We start from the raw sequence: 19964 nt of genomic DNA on the forward strand, positions 1-19964 counted from the left end.
TTTGTATTGTAAAATAAGTTTTATGATCTAGCTAGCAAAAACCTTCCCGATTGGCTGTTTCTGGTGATTAGGATCACAAATGATGAGGTTTTAATTTGCGGAGCAAAATTAATGTCATAAACTGACCCTGACTAAATTGAGCGACTAAAAAAAGTGGCTCGGCCAAAATACAAAAATCCTATAGGGGGAACTTAAGGTGAATATTCTTGGATATGCGCAAAAGTTAGGTAAAGCTCTTATGCTACCTATCGCAACGCTTCCAGTTGCGGCGCTTTTACTACGTTTAGGTCAAGGTGACCTATTAGACATTCCGTTTATGGCACAAGCTGGTGGTGCTATCTTCAGTAACCTTCCACTACTATTCGGTCTAGGTATCGCGATCGGTCTTTCTAAAGACGGCAACGGTGCTGCAGGTCTTGCGGGTGCGGTTGCGTACTTCGTACTAACTGCTACGGCAACAACAATCGACGCAAGTGTAAACATGTCGTTCTTCGGCGGTATTATCGCTGGTATCATCGCGGGTCACTCTTACAACGCTTTCCACGCAACTCGCCTTCCAGAGTGGCTAGCATTCTTTGCTGGTAAACGTCTAGTTCCGATTATGGCTGGTCTGTTTGCTCTCGTAGCAGGTGCTATCGGTGGTGTTGTATGGCCAACTATTCAAGGTGGTCTTGACGCTCTAGCACACGCAGTATCTACATCTGGCGCTATCGGTCAGTTCGTATACGGTACTCTTAACCGTGCACTTATCCCTGTAGGCCTTCACCACGTTCTTAACTCATACTTCTGGTTCGGTATGGGTACTTGTCAAGAGATCCTAGTTACTGGCGCGCAAGCTGCTGGTCAGGCTCTACCGTCACTACAACAGCTTTGTGTTGACCCAGCTCTAGCGAAGACTCTTGTTGCTGGTCAATCACACACATTCGAGTTCGCTAACTCTGTAACGCCAGAAATCACTGCAACAGTTAAAGAAGTTACTGAAACTGTTAAATCTGGTGACCTACACCGCTTCTTCGGTGGCGATAAAGGCGCTGGTGTATTCATGAACGGCTTCTTCCCAATCATGATGTTCGGTCTACCAGGTGCAGCTCTTGCAATGTACCTAGCAGCTCCTGCTGAAAAACGCAGCCAAGTTGGTGGTGCACTATTCTCAGTAGCGTTCTGTTCTTTCCTAACAGGTATCACTGAGCCGCTAGAATTCATGTTCGTATTCCTAGCGCCAGCTCTATACGCAATGCACGCTGTATTTACAGGTCTGTCTCTAGTTGTTGCTAACATGTTTGGTACGCTACACGGCTTCGGTTTCTCTGCGGGCCTAATCGACTACCTATTGAACTTCGGTCTTGCAACTAAGCCTCTGTTACTGGGTGTAATCGGTCTTGGCTTCGGTGCTCTATACTTCTTCACATTCAGCTTCGCAATCCGCGCTTTCAACCTGAAATCACCAGGTCGTGAAGATGACGAAGAAGCAGCAGGCTCAGCGTCAACTGGCGAAGCGAAAAATGGTGACCTAGCACGCCAATACCTAAAAGCTCTAGGTGGTCACGACAACCTAACTTCTATCGACGCTTGTATCACTCGTCTACGCCTTACTCTTAAAGACCGCTCTGTTGCTGACGAAGCTGTGCTTAAGAAACTAGGTGCGAAAGGTGTGGTTAAGCTAGGTGAAAACAACCTTCAAGTTATCTTAGGTCCTCTAGCGGAAATCGTTGCTGGCGAAATGAAAGCAATCGGTGCAAACGAAGACCTATCGGATGTAAAACTTCCTTAATTACCTCGAGTAAGTAAAGTAATTAACAAAAGCCTCCTTCGGGAGGCTTTTTTGCGTTTATGAGCTTTGTGATGAAATTTGAGGACAAACAATGCTAGCTTCTTAACCAGACAATGAAAAAAAAGGTGTTTTCGATCGAGATATTGTTGTGTATTCCACCAGAATTGTGGATCATTAGTCGCTATGTGCTTGACGGAGGGAGATGCCGTCAAGATAAAGAATTATCTGAACAATACTACAACAATTGAGGTGCTATAGATGAGTGAAGCTGAGGCTCGTCCATCGAATTTCATTCGCCAAATCATCGATAAAGATTTAGCGGATGGTACACACACAAGCGTGCATACTCGTTTTCCGCCAGAGCCGAACGGTTATCTGCATATCGGTCACGCTAAGTCAATTTGCTTGAACTTTGGTATTGCTCAGGACTACCAGGGCCAGTGTAATCTACGTTTTGATGACACAAACCCAGAAAAAGAAGACGTTGAATACGTTGAGTCAATTAAGAATGATGTGAGCTGGTTAGGCTTCGAGTGGAGCGGTGATGTATGTTACTCATCAAACTACTTCGACAAGCTTTATGGCTACGCAGTGGAATTAATTAACAAAGGCTTAGCGTACGTTGAAGAGCTAAGTCCTGAGCAGATCCGCGAGTACCGAGGTACTCTGACTCAACCTGGTAAGCCAAGCCCGTACCGTGACCGCACGCCTGAAGAGAACCTAGCGTTATTTGAAAAAATGCGTGATGGTGGCTTTGAAGAAGGTAAAGCGTGTCTACGCGCGAAGATTGACCTTGCGTCTTCTTTCATCGTATTGCGCGATCCTGTTCTTTACCGTGTTCGTTTTGCAGAGCATCACCAAACGGGTGATAAATGGTGCATTTACCCAATGTACGATTTCACGCACTGTATCTCTGATGCGTTAGAGGGCATTACGCACTCTATCTGTACGCTTGAGTTCCAAGATAACCGTCGTCTGTACGACTGGGTTCTAGACAACATTACGATTGATTGTCAGCCTCGTCAGTACGAGTTCAGCCGTCTGAACCTTGAGTACACGGTAATGTCTAAGCGTAAGCTAAACCAGTTAGTGACTGAGAAATTGGTCGATGGCTGGGATGACCCACGTATGCCAACCATTTCGGGTCTGCGTCGTCGTGGCTTTACGCCAGCATCTATTCGCGAGTTCTGTAAGCGTATTGGTGTAACTAAACAAGACAACATGATTGAAATGGGTTCATTAGAGTCTTGTATTCGTGATGACCTAAACGAAAACGCACCGCGTGCCATGGCTGTTCTTGACCCTGTTAAGATCGTGATTGAAAACTTCGAAGAAGGTAAAGTTGAGTCACTAACGGTTGCGAATCACCCGAACAAGCCAGAAATGGGCGAGCGTGAAGTGCCGTTTACTCGTGAAGTTTGGATTGAGCGTGAAGACTTCCGTGAAGAAGCGAATAAGAAATACAAGCGCTTGGTTCTAGGTAAAGAAGTTCGCCTACGTGGTGCGTATGTGATTAAGGCTGAACGTATCGAGAAAGATGCAGAAGGTAACATCACAACTATCTTCTGTACGTACGACAATGAGACGCTAGGTAAGAACCCAGCAGACGGTCGTAAAGTGAAAGGTGTAATCCACTGGGTATCAGCGGATAAAGGTCTTCCTGCTGAAATTCGTTTGTACGATCGTCTATTTACAGTACCTAACCCGGCTGCAGCAGACAACTTTGCAGAAACGATAAACCCTGACTCTTTAGTTAAGCTTAATGGTTTTGTGGAACCAAGCTTGGCTAATGCGAAAGCTGAAGCAGGTTATCAATTTGAACGTATGGGTTACTTCTGTGCCGATGCTAAAGACTCAAAGCCAGAAGCTCTCGTCTTCAACCGTACAGTAGGTTTGCGTGATACATGGGCTAAGATTGAATCCAAATAATCACGATTTGTAAACGCCATAAAGCCAGTCCTTGAGACTGGCTTTTTTATCGATATCTAAAATGAGTAATAAAAAACGCCAGCTTATCGCTGACGTTCTCATTTGGGTGTTTAGATCGAATTACTTTTTCGATTTATGTGCATCTGGGTTGTCTTTGCAACTGCCATCAGCGCATTTTCCGTATAGGTACAAACTGTGGTTGGTCAAGGTTACATTGTATTGTGCGGCAATTTCTTTTTGGCGCTCTTCAATGACATCGTCTGAAAACTCAATCACTTCGCCACAGTCTAGACACACAAGGTGATCGTGGTGGTGCTGAGTTGAAAGTTCGAACACAGACTTGCCACCCTCAAAATGGTGGCGGGTCACAATACCTGCGTCATCAAATTGGTTCAAGACACGATACACAGTCGCAAGACCGATCTCTTCCCCAAGATCAATCAGCTTTTTATATAAATCTTCAGCGCTAATGTGTTGGCATTCTGGCTGCTGGAGTACTTCTAAAATCTTTAGTCTAGGAAGGGTTACCTTTAGACCAGCATCCTTAAGCGCTTGGTTATTGTCTGACATATACTTTCCTGTTGATGATCTGCAGTAATTAACAGAATTCAATATTCCGATCATTATAGGGCAGTCGCAAGCAACAATAAACCACGAAGTTCAAAGGGTTACTAGGGATTTTTAATAAACAAGGTTTACGTCACTGATATTAGAGGTCTAACCAGTTACAATTGTGTAACATTGTTCATATTTATTCAGGGTAGTTTGAATGGGAAACTGGATGTCTAAGATCTACAAACCGAAGATCGTTAAACTTGCATTGAACAGTTGGCCGCCATTCTGGGGAGCTGGCATTAAGATTCTCTCCATCAGCGATGATTTCCGCGAAGTTAAAATGAAACTTAAGTTGCGTTGGTGGAATAAAAATGCCAATCGTACGCAGTATGGCGGAAGTATTTTTTCGCTCACAGATCCCGTCTATTCTCTGATGCTAATGGGAATTTTGGGTGACCAATACTATGTTTGGGATAAAGAAGCGAGCATCAACTTCATCAAGCCTGGACAAAGCGATTTGTATGCAGATTTTATTGTGCCTTCTGAGCAACTGGAAGAGATACTTCGCCAAACCGCTAACGGAGAGAAGTGCTTTCCAGAGTTTGTCATTCACGTTAAAGATAGAAATGGCAATGTGGTTTCTGAGGTTCAACGTAAGCTGTATGTACGAAAAAAACCAAAATATAGGGAAGAGGCTCAGCAGCAGACGGCATAAAAAAACCTCCGCACGCGGAGGTTTTGAATGTTATATGAAGAAAGCGATTAGTCTTCTAATTCGGCAAGACACATCTCTTCGTGAATTTGCTTACACCAATTGTTTACGCGCTCTTCGGTCAATTCTGGTTGACGATCTTCATCAATACACAAACCGACAAATAGGCTGTCGTCGCCTTCAACCAAGCCTTTAGAAGCTTCGAATTCATAGCCTTCAGTTGATGTGTAACCTAGGATAGTACCGCCTTTTGCTTCAACGATGTCACGAACCGTACCCATCGCATCACAGAAGTACTCAGCGTAGTCCTCTTGGTCACCACAACCAAAAATAGCGACTAGCTTAGTCGAGAAATCGATTTGCTCAAGCTCTGGGAAAAAGTCATCCCAATCACACTGTGCTTCACCGTAGTACCAAGTTGGAATACCTAGTAGCAGAAGATCGAAGTTGTCGATATCTTCTTTGCTGCTTTTCGCGATATCTTGTACGTGAACCAGTTGTTTACCCAGTTGCTTTTGAATCATCTTTGCAACAGCTTCAGTGTTACCTGTATCGCTACCAAAGAAGATGCCTACACTTGCCATAGATTCGTTACCTTTACTAATTTCTGTTGTGGGCACGGATAATATCAGCCGATACCACCACCTTCCCAACTAAGCTGAATAATACCTTTGGCGATAAACCCAGCACAGCCTAGGAAAAGGACTAACCATACAATACGACGACCGAAAGGGGGAACATTACCCGCTTTTAAGACATCTTTTATTGCCATACCGATAAGAAAGAAGATAGACGCAAAAAGTAAATCGAGACCAATTGACTCGAGCATGTTCATGTAGTCGTAGAGCATGGAATCCCTTTATGCCAAATTACTTGCGCCGCACTATACCACTGTTAGTAGATAAAGTTAACGGTGAGAATGTAACTCATCTCTCAATCTTTTTTACCTAAGATGCTTTCGTATTACACGCAAAACTTCGGTAGGTTTTTCTGCGTGTAACCAGTGTCCAGTATTTGCAATCACGTGTGCCTTTACATTGGAAAACTGTTGTTGAACTTGAGTCTGGTGCTCGGCAGTCAGATAGTCGGAATCACCGCCCTTTACGAACAAGGTAGGAGTATCGACTTGTTGGATTGGGGTCCAACCGAGAATCTGCCAATAGTTTTTCCAAAGGCTCTGAACGTTGAAACGCCAGGTAAAGTGATCACCAGAGTTGTAGAGCGATTTTCCGAGAAACTGTCGAACGCCATCTAGCTCAATATGGTTGGCTAAAACTTCGAGTGCTTGTTTGCGACTTGTTGGACGCTCGCTCAGTACCGCTTTTAATCCATTGAACACGTTATCGTGGCGGCTCTGTGTATATTGTACTGGGGCCATGTCAAGGACGATCAATTGTTCCACACGATCGTGGTCGATGGCACATACTTGCATGGCGACTTTACCTCCCATCGAGTGGCCAATAAGAGTGTACGTCTCGAGCTTGAGTTCATTCACCAGTTGGATCAAGTCTTGAGCCATTAAGTCGTATGTGTGTTGGTCGCTTTGAAATGATTGACCGTGGTTGCGCAGATCGACACTAATCACTTGGTAGTCTGCGCGTAGGTCGCGTGCAAGCAATCCAAGGTTGTCCAAGTTACCAAAGAGACCGTGGATCAATATGATCGGATGGCCATTCCCTTCGACTTTGTAGTTGAGCAGTTGTGACATTTTATTATATTCGTAGCAGGTTAACCGTAGAGTCTCTGTAAAGATCTCGCTATAATCCCCCAGAGTTTAAACATAGAGATTGTGAAAAGCGAATGAAAACAATTGAGGTTGATGAGGATCTATACCGTTACATCGCAAGTCAAACCCAACACATTGGTGAGAGTGCGTCCGATATTTTGCGCCGTCTTTTAAATGTTGACGGTCAAAATGCGCAACCAACACCTGTTGCAAATCCGGTTGAGCCAAAAGGCATTATCGTAAGCCGTGATGCAGGTATGGAAGAGACAGTCGATACTGTCAAAGAGATGCGTTCTTTATTGATTTCAGATGAGTTTGCAGGGCTTAAAAAAGCGATTGATCGATTTATGTTGGTGTTATCAACTCTTCATCGCATTGACCCAAATGGTTTCTCCGAAGCAACACAAGTGAAAGGCCGTAAGCGCGTTTACTTTGCCAATGATGAGCAAACCCTTCTAGCTAGCGGCAATACGACTAAACCGAAAGCGATTCCACATTCACCATTTTGGGTGATTACAAACACAAACACGAGTCGTAAACGGCAGATGGTCGATCAACTGATGGGAAGAATGAATTTCCCGTCAGATTTGACAGAAAAAGTTGTCAACTCAATTTAAGGAAGTCTGATAAAAACCTCATAATGCTCAAGTAACTTCCAGTATTATGAGGTTTTTTGTTTTATATAATTTTAAGAAAGGATGTCAACATGGCTATGCACCCACGTGCTGGAGAAAAAGCCCAACAACAGGATTTACACAATATTCCTGCTTTGGTCTCTAACTACTTCTTACTTCAACCCGATCCTGCAAACACTGATCACAAAGTCGAGTTCGGTACATCCGGTCACCGCGGAACGGCGGACAAATCCACTTTCAATGAACATCATATTCTTGCAATCGCTCAGGCAATTGCAGAAGTCCGCGCTGAAAAAGGCACAACAGGCCCTCTGTTTGTTGGTAAAGATACGCATGCGTTGTCTGAGCCTGCGTTTTCAAGTGTTGTTGAAGTTTTGATCGCAAATGGTGTGCAGGTGATTGTGCAGCAAGATAATGGTTACACTCCAACTCCGGGTGTGTCGCACGCAATTCTGACATATAACCTTCAGCATGAAGATAAAGCGGATGGTATCGTCATCACGCCATCACACAACCCGCCGCAAGATGGTGGTATTAAGTACAACCCGACACACGGTGGCCCAGCGGAAGGTGAGCTTACTAAAGCGATTCAAGATCGCGCGAATGTTCTCATTGCTGAGGGACTGCAAGGTGTTAAGCGTATGCCGCTTGCGGATGCAAAAGCGTCAGAACTGTTCGTTCAAATGGATCTCGTTAATCCGTACATTGATGACCTAGTCAATGTTATCGACATGGAAGCGATCCAAAAGGCGAATCTAAAGCTTGGTGTTGACCCACTTGGTGGCAGTGGTATTGATTATTGGCGTCAAATTGCTCAAGCGTACAATCTTGACCTGACGCTAGTGAGCGAAGCCATCGACCCATCGTTCCAGTTTATGTCGTTAGATAAAGATGGCGTGGTTCGTATGGACTGTTCATCTCCTTACGCGATGGCAGGCTTGCTAGCACTTAAAGATGAGTATGATCTAGCGTTTGGTAATGACCCAGATTATGACCGTCATGGTATCGTGACGCCAAAAGGTCTGATGAACCCTAACCACTTCCTAGCTGTATGTATCGATTACTTATACCGCCATCGCGAGGGTTGGGGTAAAGAGGTTGCCGTCGGTAAGACGCTAGTATCAAGTGCGCTGATTGACCGTGTTGTTGCAGATCTTGGTCGCGAACTGTGTGAAGTGCCAGTAGGCTTTAAGTGGTTTGTTGATGGTCTTTATGAAGGTAAGTTCGGCTTTGGTGGTGAAGAGTCTGCAGGTGCTTCATTCCTACGCAAAGACGGTACGCCTTGGTCAACTGATAAAGATGGTATCATCTTATGTCTGTTAGCCGCTGAAATCACAGCGGTAACAGGCAAGAACCCACAAGAATATTACGAAGAGCTAGCAGCGAAACACGGTGCGTCTGAGTACAACCGTATTCAAGCTGTGGCAAATGGCCCACAAAAAGCCGTGTTGTCCAAGCTTTCTGCTGAAATGGTAACGGCTGAGACGCTCGCGGGTGATGCAATTACGGCTCGCCTTACGCATGCTCCAGGTAATGGCGCTGCGATTGGCGGTCTTAAGGTGACCACTGAAAATGGCTGGTTTGCTGCGCGTCCGTCGGGCACTGAAGATATCTACAAAATCTACTGTGAGAGCTTTAAAGGTGCCGAGCACTTAAAGCAGATCGAAGCAGAAGCGCAAGAGATCGTAAATCAGGTATTCGCTAACGCAGGCCTATAGTTCAAGCGATGAACTGTTTTATTTAGGGCTGACAATTGTCAGCCCTTTTTTATACCTTTAATTTGGCCAACTATCAGGCACAACAAACCAGAATTGACCACCTTGGGTCTGAGCATGAACAAATCGGCCATTGGGTTTGTCGATTGGATTATTGAACTCTTCCAAACCAATAGCCCAAAGCGGCTTTTCAAGTTCATATAGCGGTTCGTCTATCAGCTCCCATTGACTTTGATAGCACCAATAACCAGTAATTTGGTTAGGGTTTATCGTAAGCCCTAGGCATTCTTTCGGAGTCGTCTCTGGTGAAAAAGGATTGATATATAGCCGCCCTTGAATTAGCAGACGCTCAGTGAGATCAGAGTAGTGAGGGTACTGTTCAAGGAACTCAGGGGAAGCGCTCATTTTTAGTTGATGAGAGAGCATCCTAGCGAGCTTTTTATCGAGTTGATCATGAGCATTAGGACCATACCAGATCCCTTGGTGTAACAAGTAAAACTTGATGGCGACTTCCCAATGTTCATTTTGTTGGGATTGACGGTTTTTTAAAATGAGATCAATCGCCCCTAATGTTTGGCCTGACGTTTTGTTGATTTGAATCTCTTCTTCTAGCAGCGAGTACTCTTCGCTATTCCTTAAGAGCTCTGTACATAGGTGTTGGTAGATGAAACCGAGTCGAGGGTTTCCCTGATAATCATCTTGTTTTAGAGGAGTGATATTCAGTGCTTTGATATCGACAAATGGTGGAGTTATCTCAAACAGTGACGGCGTCTCATGGACCCAGTGATAAAAACGTTCTAAAGTGTTCATCCTTAAACCTACATCTACTCAAACACCGGTATTGTAGCGAGGTGCTGGTAAGGTTGCTATGGTTCGAATACACTTTGCTCACTAAGATAAAGCACAATGTTAGCAATTAGATGGAAGCTGTCATGAACAACTTGCAATTAGAAAGAATCCTTAACGAGAAGCTCTCTCCACAACTAATCAAAGACTATGCACCGAACGGTTTGCAGGTGGAAGGGAAGGAGCAGATAAGAAAGATCGTAACCGGCGTGACGGCTTCGCAGGCATTAATTGACAAAGCAGTTGAGCTCAATGCTGACGCGGTGTTAGTTCATCATGGCTATTTTTGGAAGGGTGAACCTGAACCAATCCGCGGTATGAAGGGCAAGCGTATACGCACCTTGATTAAAAATGATATCAACTTGTTTGGCTATCACTTGCCGTTGGATATCCACCCTGAGCTGGGTAACAATGCGGAGCTGGCAAGGCTGCTAGATATTCAAGTGGAAGGAGGGATAGAAGGGCACCCTCAATCTGTTGCCATGTATGGTCGTCTCAAGACGGCTATTTCTGGTGAAGAATTTGCTGAGCGTATCAACAAGGTGTTGCAACGTGCGCCATTACATATTGTTCCCGAAGGGGCGGATAAGATGATCGAAACCGTAGGTTGGTGTACTGGTGGTGGTCAAGATTTTATTGAGCTAGCTGTTCAGCAGGGGTTAGATGCCTTTATTTCAGGTGAGATCTCGGAACGTACTACATACACGGCACGTGAAATGGGTATCCATTATTTCTCCGCGGGTCACCATGCGACAGAGCGATACGGTGTGAAAGCGTTAGGCGAGTGGTTGGCACACGAGCATGGCTTGGATGTTGAGTTTATAGATATCGATAATCCCGTATAGGGCCAAGATATTCTTGAATGTTGAAGATAAAAGAAAGGGTTGATGTTTGCGCATCAACCCTTTTTTAGTTACTTGTTAGCGATTATTCACGTTCATGAATAGGCTGGAAGTCACGTTGTACTTCACCAGTGTAAAGCTGACGTGGACGACCGATGCGGTTTAGAGGATCACTGTGCATTTCGTTCCAGTGTGCAATCCAACCGATAGTACGAGAGATAGCGAAGATCACGGTAAACATTGATACCGGGATGCCGATCGCTTTAAGAATGATACCTGAGTAGAAATCTACGTTCGGGTAGAGTTTCTTAGACACGAAGTAATCATCAGAAAGTGCGATACGCTCAAGTTCCATCGCTACGTCTAGTAGTGGATCTTTGATATTGAGCTCTTTCAGTACTTGGTGACAAGTTTCACGCATTACCGTAGCACGTGGGTCGTAGTTTTTGTAAACACGGTGACCAAATCCCATTAAGCGGAACGGATCATCTTTGTCTTTCGCGCGCTCAACATACTCAGGAATGTTTTCAACGCTGCCGATTTCTTCAAGCATCTTCAGACATGCTTCGTTAGCACCACCGTGCGCAGGGCCCCATAGCGAAGCAATACCTGCAGCGATACATGCGAATGGGTTAGCGCCTGAAGAGCCAGACAAGCGAACCGTAGACGTAGATGCGTTTTGCTCGTGATCCGCGTGTAGCGTGAAGATTTTATCCATTGCCTGAGCAACAACAGGGTTAACTTCATATTCTTCACAAGGATTTGCGAACATCATATGTAAGAAGTTCTCTGCGTAGCTTAGATCGTTGCGAGGGTAGATAAATGGCTGGCCGATAGAGTACTTGTAACACATCGCTGCCAGTGTTGGCATCTTCGACAGTAGACGATATGCCGCAATTTCACGGTGCTCGTCATTGTTGATGTCTAGTGAATCGTGATAAAACGCAGCGAGTGCGCCAACCACACCACACATAACCGCCATTGGGTGAGCGTCGCGACGGAAGCCATGGAAGAAGCTTGCGATTTGCTCATGTACCATTGTATGGCGCGTTACTGTGGTTTTGAATTGCTCGTATTGTTCACGGGTAGGGGCTTCACCATAAAGAAGGATGTAACACACTTCTAAATAATCAGCATTATTAGCTAACTGATCAATCGGGTAACCGCGGTGCAAAAGAATACCTTTGCCGCCATCGATGTAGGTGATTTGAGATTCACAAGATGCAGTGGCAAGAAAACCTGGGTCAAAAGTGAAAAATCCATTCGCTCCAAGTTTACGAACGTCAATTACAGGTGTACCTAGGGCACCTTCCATAATTGGCAGTTCGATTGGCGCTTGACCTTCAACATGAAGGGTAGCTTTCTTATCCGCCATAACAATCTCCTTTGTTTTATTATTTAATCCGTCCAGGATGTTTGTGTGACATTTTTGTACGTGTATTCGTTATCAAAGTCAATTTCTCTCCTCTGATGTGTGCACTTGTTATGATTTTTTGAACACGTAAGGTTAAAAATCTGTGCTGTGTAGCAAAAATTGTTACATCAATTGTATTAGAATGTTGCCAGCCGTATAGTGGCGCAGTAAATTTTGGTGGAAACCTAATAAATTCAAGGCTTGAAACAAATGTGAGGTGAAGTTTTTAGTCTTGTTGTTAACAAATATTTTACAAAATACCCAGTCCAATATGAGGGTTGATTGTTAAGTAAATGTTAACTTTTGCAGGTTTTGCAACCAAAATTCGTTCATAACTATAAATGCTCAATGGAGCTGAGTGAGCAAGCCCGTGAAAGAAAGAAAGTCAAGACCTGTTAATTTAGATTTACAGACCATCCGCTTTCCGATCACAGCAATCGCATCTATCTTACACCGTGTCTCCGGTGTAATTACGTTTGTCGCGGTCGGGATCCTACTTTGGTTACTATCCATATCCTTATCTTCTCCTGTCGGTTATGCAGAAGCAGTCGACATCGTAGATGGCTTCTTTGTGAAGTTTATCTTGTGGGGAATCCTAACGGCATTGGCCTACCACATTGCTGGTGGTATCCGTCACTTGTTGATGGATCTTGGTCATTTTGAAGAGCTGGAATCTGGCGCAATGAGCGCTAAGGTTGCATTCGCAGCGACAGCCGTATTGTCATTATTAGCGGGGATCATGGTGTGGTAAAACATATTTCATCTTTTGGTCGTAATGGCGTGCACGATTTCTTACTGATTCGTGCTACTGCGATCATCATGACACTTTACACAATTTATCTGGTTAGCTTTTGTGCTTTCACAGATATTTCTTACGTATCTTGGACTCAGTTCTTTGGTGGCACGTTCACTAAAGTGTTCACGATGCTAGCGCTGGTTTCAGTACTTATCCACGCTTGGATAGGCTTATGGCAGGTACTGACGGATTACATTAAATGCGCGAAGCTTCGTGGTGGCCTCCAACTCGGTGTGATTGCTGTGTTGTTAGGTTATTTCTTCTCTGGTCTATTTATTTTGTGGGGTGCGTAAGTGTCTATTCCAGTTCGTGAATTTGATGCCGTAGTAATCGGCGCAGGTGGTGCAGGTATGCGTGCTGCACTGCAAATCTCTGAGCAAGGCCTTTCATGTGCATTGCTCTCAAAAGTATTTCCAACTCGTTCACACACAGTTTCAGCTCAAGGTGGTATTACGGTAGCGCTAGGTAATGCGCACGAAGACCACTGGGAACAGCACATGTACGATACAGTCAAAGGTTCTGATTACATTGGTGATCAGGATGCGATCGAGTACATGTGTAAGAACGGCCCAGAATCTGTAATCGAACTAGAGAGAATGGGTCTCCCATTTTCACGCTTCGACAATGGTAAAATCTATCAACGCCCATTCGGCGGGCAGTCTAAGAACTTTGGTGGTGAGCAAGCGGCTCGCACCGCAGCGGCTGCTGACCGTACTGGTCACGCGCTTCTTCACACGTTGTATCAACAAAATATCAAGCACAAGACAACGATCTTTTCTGAATGGTATGCGCTTGATCTAGTTAAGAATGAAGATGGCGCTGTGCTTGGCTGTACGGCCCTTAGCATGGAAACCGGCGAAGTTTGTTACTTCAAGTCTAAAGCGACCGTTCTTGCCACTGGCGGTGCTGGTCGTATTTACGCGTCTACCACTAATGCTCACATTAACACGGGTGACGGTGTTGGTATGGCGCTACGTGCGGGTGTACCAATGCAAGACATGGAAATGTGGCAGTTCCACCCAACAGGTATCGCTGGTGCGGGTGTTCTTGTTACAGAAGGTTGTCGTGGTGAAGGTGGTTACCTTCTTAATAAAGATGGCGAACGCTTCATGGAGCGTTACGCGCCTAACGCAAAAGACCTTGCTGGTCGTGACGTCGTAGCACGTTCAATGATGATCGAAATCCGTGAAGGTCGCGGCTGCGATGGCCCTTGGGGTCCTCACATTAAACTGAAACTGGATCACTTAGGTAAAGAAACGCTTGAGTCACGCCTACCGGGTGTTTGTGAACTGTCGCGTACCTTCGCACACGTTGACCCAGTGAAAGAGCCAATCCCAGTAATCCCAACATGTCACTACATGATGGGTGGCATTCCAACGCAGGTATCAGGTCAAGCGATTAAGCAAGACGAAGCTGGCGCAGATGTCGAAGTTCAAGGCTTATTCGCTTGTGGTGAGATTGCCTCTGTATCTGTACACGGCGCAAACCGTTTGGGTGGCAACTCGCTACTCGACTTAGTGGTGTTCGGCCGTGCAACAGGTTTACACCTTGGCGAAACGCTAGCGAAACAAGCAGATGCGAAACCAGCGACTGAAGCCGATATTGAGCGTTCTCTAGAGCGTTACAACCGTTGGGAAAACAGTACTGAAGGTGAAGACCCAGCACAAATCCGTAAAGATCTACAGCAGTGTATGCAAAACAACTTCTCGGTATTCCGTGAGGGCGACGCAATGGCTAAAGGTCTAGAAGAGCTAAAAGTGATTCGCGAGCGTCTGAAAAACGCACACCTTGCGGACAAATCGACAGAGTTCAACACTCAACGTATTGAATGTCTAGAGCTTGAAAACCTGATGGAAACAGCTTACGCAACGGCTGTTGCAGCAAACTACCGTACAGAAAGCCGTGGTGCTCACGCTCGTTTTGACTTCCCAGATCGTGATGACGCGCAGTGGTTATGTCACTCGATTTACAATCCGGAAACAGAAGCGATGGCGAAACGTGACGTGAACATGGAACCTGTTCATCGTGACGCATTCCCGCCAAAAGCTCGTACGTACTAAGGAAAGGAGGACATAATTATGAAACTGAATTTCTCTTTGTACCGCTACAATCCGGATGTCGACCAAAAGCCTTACATGAAAGACTACACGCTTGAGGTAGAAGAAGGTTCGGACATGATGCTATTGGATGCTTTGATTCTGCTTAAAGAGCAAGATCCGAGCATTTCATTCCGTCGCTCTTGCCGTGAAGGTGTATGTGGTTCAGATGGTTTGAACATGAATGGTAAAAATGGGCTAGCGTGTATCACGCCACTATCTGCGCTAAAAGCAGACAAGATAGTGATTCGTCCACTACCAGGCTTACCTGTTGTGCGTGATCTTATCGTTGACATGACACAGTTCTATGATAACTATGCGAAAGTTAAGCCATTCTTGATGGATGATGGTGCGTTGCCACCTTCACGAGAGAATCTACAAACACCAGATGAGCGTGCTCACTTAGATGGATTGTATGAATGTATCATGTGTGCATGTTGTACAACATCTTGCCCATCTTTCTGGTGGAACCCGGACAAATTTATCGGCCCTGCGGGTCTACTTGCAGCGTATCGCTGGCTAATTGATAGCCGAGATACAGCGACAGATGAACGTTTGTCAAATCTTGATGACGCATTTAGCGTTTTCCGTTGCCACGGCATCATGAATTGTGTAAGTGTTTGTCCTAAGGGGCTAAATCCGACGAAAGCTATTGGCCACATCAAGACAATGCTGGTAAACCGCTCCGTCTAATTTAACAACAAAAATTGCCGACCCACCAACGGGTCGGCTCTTAATAGCTCGGCATAAGACCGAAGCAAACGTGAAAACTACTGGTTAAGGGAAAATATGCACAACGGCGTGATGAAGGCATGGCTCGAGTCTTCACACTTGGCTGGCGCCAATGCAACTTATGTAGAGGACCTCTACGAACTGTATCTAAGTGACCCCGATCTGGTAAGTGAGGAGTGGAAACGCGTATTTGATGGTTTACCTAAGCCATCAGAAGAAGTGGTTGAACAACCACATTCGCGTGTCCGTGACTACTTCCGACGACTCGCTCAAGAAACAAAGCATTACAGTGTCCAGGTTAGTGATCCAGATGTCGACGCTAAACAAGTAAAAGTACTCCAATTAATCAATGCTTACCGATTCCGAGGACACGAAGCGGCACAGCTTGACCCTCTTGGTTTATGGCAACGCCCACCTGTGGCTGAGCTTGACCCAGCATTCCACAATCTTACCGAAGATGACCTCGAAGAGACTTTCAACGTAGGTTCTTTTGCCGTTGGCCAAGAGACCATGCCGTTGAAAGATATCTATTCAGCTCTTAAAAAAACCTACTGTGGTTCTATCGGTGCAGAGTACATGCACATGACAGACACAGAGCAGAAGCGTTGGATCCAGCAACGTTTAGAGTCTGTAGTTGGTCAGCCTTCTTTTACTAATGAAGAAAAGCAAACCTTCCTAGATGAGCTGACAGCAGCTGAAGGCCTAGAACGTTACCTAGGTGCAAAATTCCCGGGTGCGAAGCGATTCTCATTAGAAGGCGGTGATGCGCTGATTCCGATGACGAAAGAGTTGATTCGTCACGCGGGTGCGAGTGGAATGCGTGAAGTGGTTATCGGCATGGCTCACCGTGGACGCCTGAACATGTTGGTTAACGTGTTGGGTAAGAAACCACAAGACCTATTCGATGAGTTTGCTGGTAAGCACGATGAAACGTGGGGTACGGGTGACGTTAAGTATCACCAAGGTTTCTCTGCGGATTTCGCAACGCCAGGTGGTGATGTTCACTTAGCGTTAGCGTTTAACCCGTCTCACCTTGAAATTGTAAACCCAGTAGTTATTGGTTCAGTTCGTGCGCGCCAAGACCGTTTAGGCGACACGACAGGCAGTACAGTTCTACCAATTACCATTCACGGTGACTCTGCAATAGCGGGTCAAGGGGTTGTGCAAGAGACATTCAATATGTCGCAAGCTCGCGGTTTCTGCGTTGGTGGTACTGTGCGTATCGTTGTGAACAACCAAGTTGGTTTCACAACCTCCAATCCTAATGACACCCGATCGACCATGTACTGTACTGACATCGCTAAAATGGTACAGGCACCAATTTTCCACGTGAATGCTGATGATCCAGAGGCGGTTGCTTTTGTAACTCGTATCGCGCTGGATTACCGAAATGAGTTCAAGCGTGATGTTGTGATCGATCTGGTTTGTTATCGCCGTCACGGCCACAATGAAGCGGATGAGCCTAATGCGACTCAGCCTCTGATGTACCAGAAGATTAAGAAGCACCCAACACCACGCAAGCTATACGCTGATGTGCTAATGGAAAAAGGTGTTCTCGGTATTGATACCGCTACTCAACTTGTCAACGAGTATCGCGATGCGCTTGACCATGGTGAAGTTGTGGTTAAAGAGTGGCGTCCGATGGCTCTGCATTCGGTTGACTGGTCTCCATACTTAGGGCATGACTGGGACGTAGAGTGGAACAGCAAGTTTGATACGACCCGCTTAGTTGAGCTTGGTCAACGCTTGTGTAACTACCCAGAGAGCCACAAGCTGCAAAGTCGAGTTAACAAGCTCTACAATGATCGCAAAGCGATGGTTAGTGGTGAGAAAGCGATTGACTGGGGTATGGCTGAAACGTTGGCATATGCGACACTTGTCGACGATGGCAAGCGTATCCGTATCTCGGGTCAGGACTCTGGGCGTGGTACTTTCTTCCATCGCCACTCCGTACTTCATAACCAGAATGATGCTAGCACGTTTGTTCCTCTTGCAAATATTCACGACAAGCAAGGCCCTTTCCAGGTCTTCGACTCTGTATTGTCAGAAGAAGCGGTACTCGCATTTGAGTATGGCTATGCGACAGCAGAACCAGGTGGTTTAACCCTTTGGGAAGCACAATTTGGTGACTTTGCCAACGGTGCTCAGGTCGTTATTGACCAATTCATCTCGTCTGGTGAGCAGAAATGGGCGCGCCTATGTGGTCTGACTATGCTTCTTCCACATGGTTATGAGGGGCAAGGTCCAGAGCACTCATCCGCACGTTTAGAGCGCTACCTTCAGTTGTGTGCTGAGCAAAACATGCAGGTTGTTGTTCCATCAACTCCGGCGCAGGTTTACCACATGATTCGCCGCCAGGTTGTTCGCCCAATGCGCCGACCATTGGTTGTTATGTCACCTAAGTCACTGCTTCGTCACCCACTGTGTACGTCGACATTAGAGGATCTGGCGGAAGGTACATTCCAGCCAGCGATTCCAGAAATCGACAACTTGGACGCATCGAAAGTGAAACGTGTTGTGTTCTGTTCAGGTAAGGTTTACTTCGACCTTCTAGAACAGCGTCGCAATAATGAGCAAGACGATGTGGCAATTGTTCGTATTGAGCAGCTATACCCATTCCCGATGGATGAAGTGAAAGCGGCGATCGAACAGTACACCAATGTAGAAGACTTTGTATGGTGTCAAGAAGAGCCTCAAAACCAGGGTGCTTGGTACTGTAGTCAACATAACTTCCGTGCTGCCATTCCAGCAGGTGCAGATCTTAAATACGCTGGTCGTCCAGCATCAGCATCACCTGCAGTAGGTTACATGTCAGTACACTTGAAACAACAGAAAGCGTTAGTTGAAGACGCACTAAACGTGAATACAAAAACTTCGGACTAAGAACTAGAAGTTAAAGGAAGAAACCGATATGACAATTGAAATTCTGGTTCCAGATTTACCTGAATCTGTCGCTGACGCTACAGTAGCGACATGGCACAAACAACCAGGCGACACGGTAGAGCGTGATGAAGTTCTGGTTGATATCGAAACAGACAAAGTTGTACTTGAAGTACCAGCTCCAGAAGCGGGCGTACTTGAAGCAATCATCGAGGAAGAAGGCGCGACAGTACTGTCTAAGCAGCTAATTGCTAAGCTTAAACCAGGTGCAGTTGCTGGCGAGCCTACGACGGACACAACTGAATCAACAGAAGCGTCTCCAGATAAGCGCCACAAAGCGTCTCTAACTGAGGAAAGCAACGATGCGTTAAGCCCAGCTGTTCGCCGTCTTCTAGCTGAACATAGCCTAGAAGCTAGCCAAGTGAAAGGCACTGGTGTGGGTGGTCGTATTACTCGTGAAGATATTGAAGCTCACATAGCGAATGCGAAAGCGGCGCCTAAAGCAGAAGCTCCAGCAGCAGTAGAAGCGCCAGCAGCGGCTCGTAGCCAAAAACGTGTACCAATGACTCGCCTACGTAAGACTGTTGCAAACCGCCTTCTAGAAGCGAAGAACAACACGGCAATGCTAACGACGTTTAACGAAGTGAATATGAAGCCAATCATGGACCTTCGTAAGCAGTACAAAGACCAGTTCGAAGAGCGTCACGGTATTCGTCTAGGCTTTATGTCTTTCTACGTGAAAGCGGTAACGGAAGCACTAAAACGCTACCCAGAAGTGAACGCGTCTATCGACGGTGATGACATTGTTTACCACAACTACTTCGACATCAGCATGGCGGTATCTACGCCACGTGGTCTAGTAACGCCAGTACTGAAAGACTGCGACACACTAGGTTTTGCTGACGTAGAGAAAGGCATCAAAGAGCTAGCAATCAAAGGCCGTGACGGCAAGCTAACGGTTGATGAACTAATGGGGGGTAACTTCACTATCACTAACGGTGGTGTATTTGGTTCACTAATGTCTACGCCAATCATCAACCCGCCGCAATCTGCAATTCTTGGCATGCACAAGATCCAAGAGCGTCCTATGGCAGTTGATGGCAAAGTAGAAATTCTACCTATGATGTACCTAGCGTTATCTTACGACCACCGTCTAATCGATGGCCGTGAGTCAGTGGGCTTCTTAGTAACCATTAAAGAGCTACTAGAAGATCCAGCACGTCTGCTATTAGACGTTTAATATCGCTAAAACGTCTAGTTGCCGTTGGTAACTAGACGTTCGATAGTTTCAAAGGCTAGACTGGCTCAGCGTCTG

Annotated in this window: 18 protein-coding genes; 12 read left to right on the forward strand and 6 right to left on the reverse strand. The window is 45.8% G+C overall.

Annotation, left to right across the window (positions count from 1 at the left end; genetic code table 11):
* Nucleotides 1-196 precede the first annotated feature (196 nt).
* A complete protein-coding gene (gene nagE, locus OH458_RS04770) occupies nucleotides 197-1771 on the forward strand; it encodes an N-acetylglucosamine-specific PTS transporter subunit IIBC (RefSeq protein WP_269977451.1) in 1575 nt (524 codons plus the stop codon).
* Nucleotides 1772-2029: 258 nt separating this feature from the next.
* A complete protein-coding gene (glnS, locus tag OH458_RS04775) occupies nucleotides 2030-3700 on the forward strand; it encodes a glutamine--tRNA ligase (RefSeq protein ID WP_039624227.1) in 1671 nt (556 codons plus the stop codon).
* Nucleotides 3701-3820: 120 nt separating this feature from the next.
* On the opposite strand, the gene fcrX is transcribed toward glnS, so the two are convergent.
* A complete protein-coding gene (gene fcrX, locus OH458_RS04780; protein ID WP_038140106.1) occupies nucleotides 3821-4270 on the reverse strand; it encodes a ferric iron uptake transcriptional regulator FcrX in 450 nt (149 codons plus the stop codon).
* A gap of 199 nt (nucleotides 4271-4469) precedes the next feature.
* Between fcrX and OH458_RS04785 the strand changes: the two genes are divergently transcribed.
* Nucleotides 4470-4970 carry a DUF4442 domain-containing protein gene (locus tag OH458_RS04785; RefSeq protein WP_039478002.1) on the forward strand — a complete coding sequence of 167 codons (501 nt, stop codon included), beginning with the start codon at nucleotides 4470-4472 and terminating at the stop codon, nucleotides 4968-4970.
* A gap of 47 nt (nucleotides 4971-5017) precedes the next feature.
* Here the strand turns inward: OH458_RS04785 and fldA are convergent, their stop codons facing one another.
* The 3 genes from fldA to OH458_RS04800 all read right to left on the reverse strand — a co-directional run bounded on the left by fldA (nucleotide 5018) and on the right by OH458_RS04800 (nucleotide 6675).
* Entirely contained in the window at nucleotides 5018-5551 is a 534-nt protein-coding gene (fldA, locus tag OH458_RS04790) for a flavodoxin FldA (RefSeq protein WP_038140110.1), read from the reverse strand.
* Nucleotides 5552-5595: 44 nt separating this feature from the next.
* Complete coding sequence (locus tag OH458_RS04795; protein WP_004413180.1) at nucleotides 5596-5817, reverse strand: DUF2788 domain-containing protein; 222 nt, start codon at nucleotides 5815-5817, stop codon at nucleotides 5596-5598.
* Between the two features lie 93 nt (nucleotides 5818-5910).
* Nucleotides 5911-6675 (reverse strand): alpha/beta fold hydrolase, encoded by a 765-nt coding sequence (locus OH458_RS04800; protein WP_269977452.1) that lies wholly within the window; start codon nucleotides 6673-6675, stop codon nucleotides 5911-5913.
* Nucleotides 6676-6767: 92 nt separating this feature from the next.
* Here OH458_RS04800 and seqA point away from each other — a divergent pair, with 92 nt between their 5' ends.
* Both seqA and pgm read left to right on the forward strand, forming a co-directional pair.
* On the forward strand, nucleotides 6768-7310 hold the full coding sequence (seqA, locus tag OH458_RS04805) for a replication initiation negative regulator SeqA (RefSeq protein ID WP_269977453.1): 543 nt from the start codon (nucleotides 6768-6770) through the stop codon (nucleotides 7308-7310).
* A gap of 89 nt (nucleotides 7311-7399) precedes the next feature.
* Entirely contained in the window at nucleotides 7400-9046 is a 1647-nt protein-coding gene (pgm, locus tag OH458_RS04810) for a phosphoglucomutase (alpha-D-glucose-1,6-bisphosphate-dependent) (RefSeq protein WP_269977454.1), read from the forward strand.
* Nucleotides 9047-9103: 57 nt separating this feature from the next.
* Here pgm and OH458_RS04815 read toward each other — a convergent pair whose 3' ends face one another.
* Nucleotides 9104-9853, reverse strand: coding sequence for a DUF1853 family protein (locus tag OH458_RS04815; RefSeq protein WP_269977455.1), 750 nt, complete (start codon nucleotides 9851-9853; stop codon nucleotides 9104-9106).
* Nucleotides 9854-9975: 122 nt separating this feature from the next.
* Here OH458_RS04815 and OH458_RS04820 point away from each other — a divergent pair, with 122 nt between their 5' ends.
* A complete protein-coding gene (locus OH458_RS04820; protein WP_269977456.1) occupies nucleotides 9976-10734 on the forward strand; it encodes a Nif3-like dinuclear metal center hexameric protein in 759 nt (252 codons plus the stop codon).
* Nucleotides 10735-10816: 82 nt separating this feature from the next.
* Here the strand turns inward: OH458_RS04820 and OH458_RS04825 are convergent, their stop codons facing one another.
* Entirely contained in the window at nucleotides 10817-12106 is a 1290-nt protein-coding gene (locus OH458_RS04825; RefSeq protein WP_005476008.1) for a citrate synthase, read from the reverse strand.
* Nucleotides 12107-12503: 397 nt separating this feature from the next.
* Between OH458_RS04825 and sdhC the strand changes: the two genes are divergently transcribed.
* The 6 genes from sdhC (at nucleotide 12504) to odhB (ending at nucleotide 19889) form a co-directional block, all read left to right on the forward strand.
* Entirely contained in the window at nucleotides 12504-12896 is a 393-nt protein-coding gene (gene sdhC / locus OH458_RS04830) for a succinate dehydrogenase cytochrome b556 subunit (RefSeq protein ID WP_038140119.1), read from the forward strand.
* Nucleotides 12890-13234 carry a succinate dehydrogenase, hydrophobic membrane anchor protein gene (sdhD, locus tag OH458_RS04835; protein WP_038140120.1) on the forward strand — a complete coding sequence of 115 codons (345 nt, stop codon included), beginning with the start codon at nucleotides 12890-12892 and terminating at the stop codon, nucleotides 13232-13234. Before sdhC ends, sdhD begins: the two co-directional genes overlap by 7 nt.
* Nucleotides 13235-15001: a succinate dehydrogenase flavoprotein subunit gene (gene sdhA / locus OH458_RS04840; protein WP_038190004.1), complete on the forward strand. Its 1767-nt coding sequence runs from the start codon at nucleotides 13235-13237 to the stop codon at nucleotides 14999-15001.
* Between the two features lie 18 nt (nucleotides 15002-15019).
* Nucleotides 15020-15730 carry a succinate dehydrogenase iron-sulfur subunit gene (locus tag OH458_RS04845; RefSeq protein ID WP_005476046.1) on the forward strand — a complete coding sequence of 237 codons (711 nt, stop codon included), beginning with the start codon at nucleotides 15020-15022 and terminating at the stop codon, nucleotides 15728-15730.
* Nucleotides 15731-15826: 96 nt separating this feature from the next.
* Nucleotides 15827-18652: a 2-oxoglutarate dehydrogenase E1 component gene (sucA, locus tag OH458_RS04850; RefSeq protein ID WP_269977457.1), complete on the forward strand. Its 2826-nt coding sequence runs from the start codon at nucleotides 15827-15829 to the stop codon at nucleotides 18650-18652.
* A gap of 28 nt (nucleotides 18653-18680) precedes the next feature.
* Nucleotides 18681-19889: a 2-oxoglutarate dehydrogenase complex dihydrolipoyllysine-residue succinyltransferase gene (gene odhB / locus OH458_RS04855; protein ID WP_038190006.1), complete on the forward strand. Its 1209-nt coding sequence runs from the start codon at nucleotides 18681-18683 to the stop codon at nucleotides 19887-19889.
* Nucleotides 19890-19964: the final 75 nt, after the last annotated feature.

The sequence above is a fragment of the Vibrio sp. MarTm2 genome, assembly GCF_027587055.1.
Taxonomy (GTDB): domain Bacteria; phylum Pseudomonadota; class Gammaproteobacteria; order Enterobacterales; family Vibrionaceae; genus Vibrio; species Vibrio sinaloensis_D.

Excerpts from the sequence above, each read along its gene's own strand:
- fldA (WP_038140110.1), bottom strand. The coding sequence starts at position 5,551 with ATGGCAAGTGTAGGCATCTTCTTTGGTAGCGATACAGGTAACACTGAA.
- odhB (WP_038190006.1), top strand. The coding sequence starts at position 18,681 with ATGACAATTGAAATTCTGGTTCCAGATTTACCTGAATCTGTCGCTGAC.
- sucA (WP_269977457.1), top strand. The coding sequence starts at position 15,827 with ATGCACAACGGCGTGATGAAGGCATGGCTCGAGTCTTCACACTTGGCT.
- fcrX (WP_038140106.1), bottom strand. The coding sequence starts at position 4,270 with ATGTCAGACAATAACCAAGCGCTTAAGGATGCTGGTCTAAAGGTAACC.
- OH458_RS04820 (WP_269977456.1), top strand. The coding sequence starts at position 9,976 with ATGAACAACTTGCAATTAGAAAGAATCCTTAACGAGAAGCTCTCTCCA.
- seqA (WP_269977453.1), top strand. The coding sequence starts at position 6,768 with ATGAAAACAATTGAGGTTGATGAGGATCTATACCGTTACATCGCAAGT.
- OH458_RS04795 (WP_004413180.1), bottom strand. The coding sequence starts at position 5,817 with ATGCTCTACGACTACATGAACATGCTCGAGTCAATTGGTCTCGATTTA.
- OH458_RS04815 (WP_269977455.1), bottom strand. The coding sequence starts at position 9,853 with ATGAACACTTTAGAACGTTTTTATCACTGGGTCCATGAGACGCCGTCA.
- pgm (WP_269977454.1), top strand. The coding sequence starts at position 7,400 with ATGGCTATGCACCCACGTGCTGGAGAAAAAGCCCAACAACAGGATTTA.
- OH458_RS04825 (WP_005476008.1), bottom strand. The coding sequence starts at position 12,106 with ATGGCGGATAAGAAAGCTACCCTTCATGTTGAAGGTCAAGCGCCAATC.
- OH458_RS04845 (WP_005476046.1), top strand. The coding sequence starts at position 15,020 with ATGAAACTGAATTTCTCTTTGTACCGCTACAATCCGGATGTCGACCAA.
- OH458_RS04785 (WP_039478002.1), top strand. The coding sequence starts at position 4,470 with ATGGGAAACTGGATGTCTAAGATCTACAAACCGAAGATCGTTAAACTT.
- glnS (WP_039624227.1), top strand. The coding sequence starts at position 2,030 with ATGAGTGAAGCTGAGGCTCGTCCATCGAATTTCATTCGCCAAATCATC.
- OH458_RS04800 (WP_269977452.1), bottom strand. The coding sequence starts at position 6,675 with ATGTCACAACTGCTCAACTACAAAGTCGAAGGGAATGGCCATCCGATC.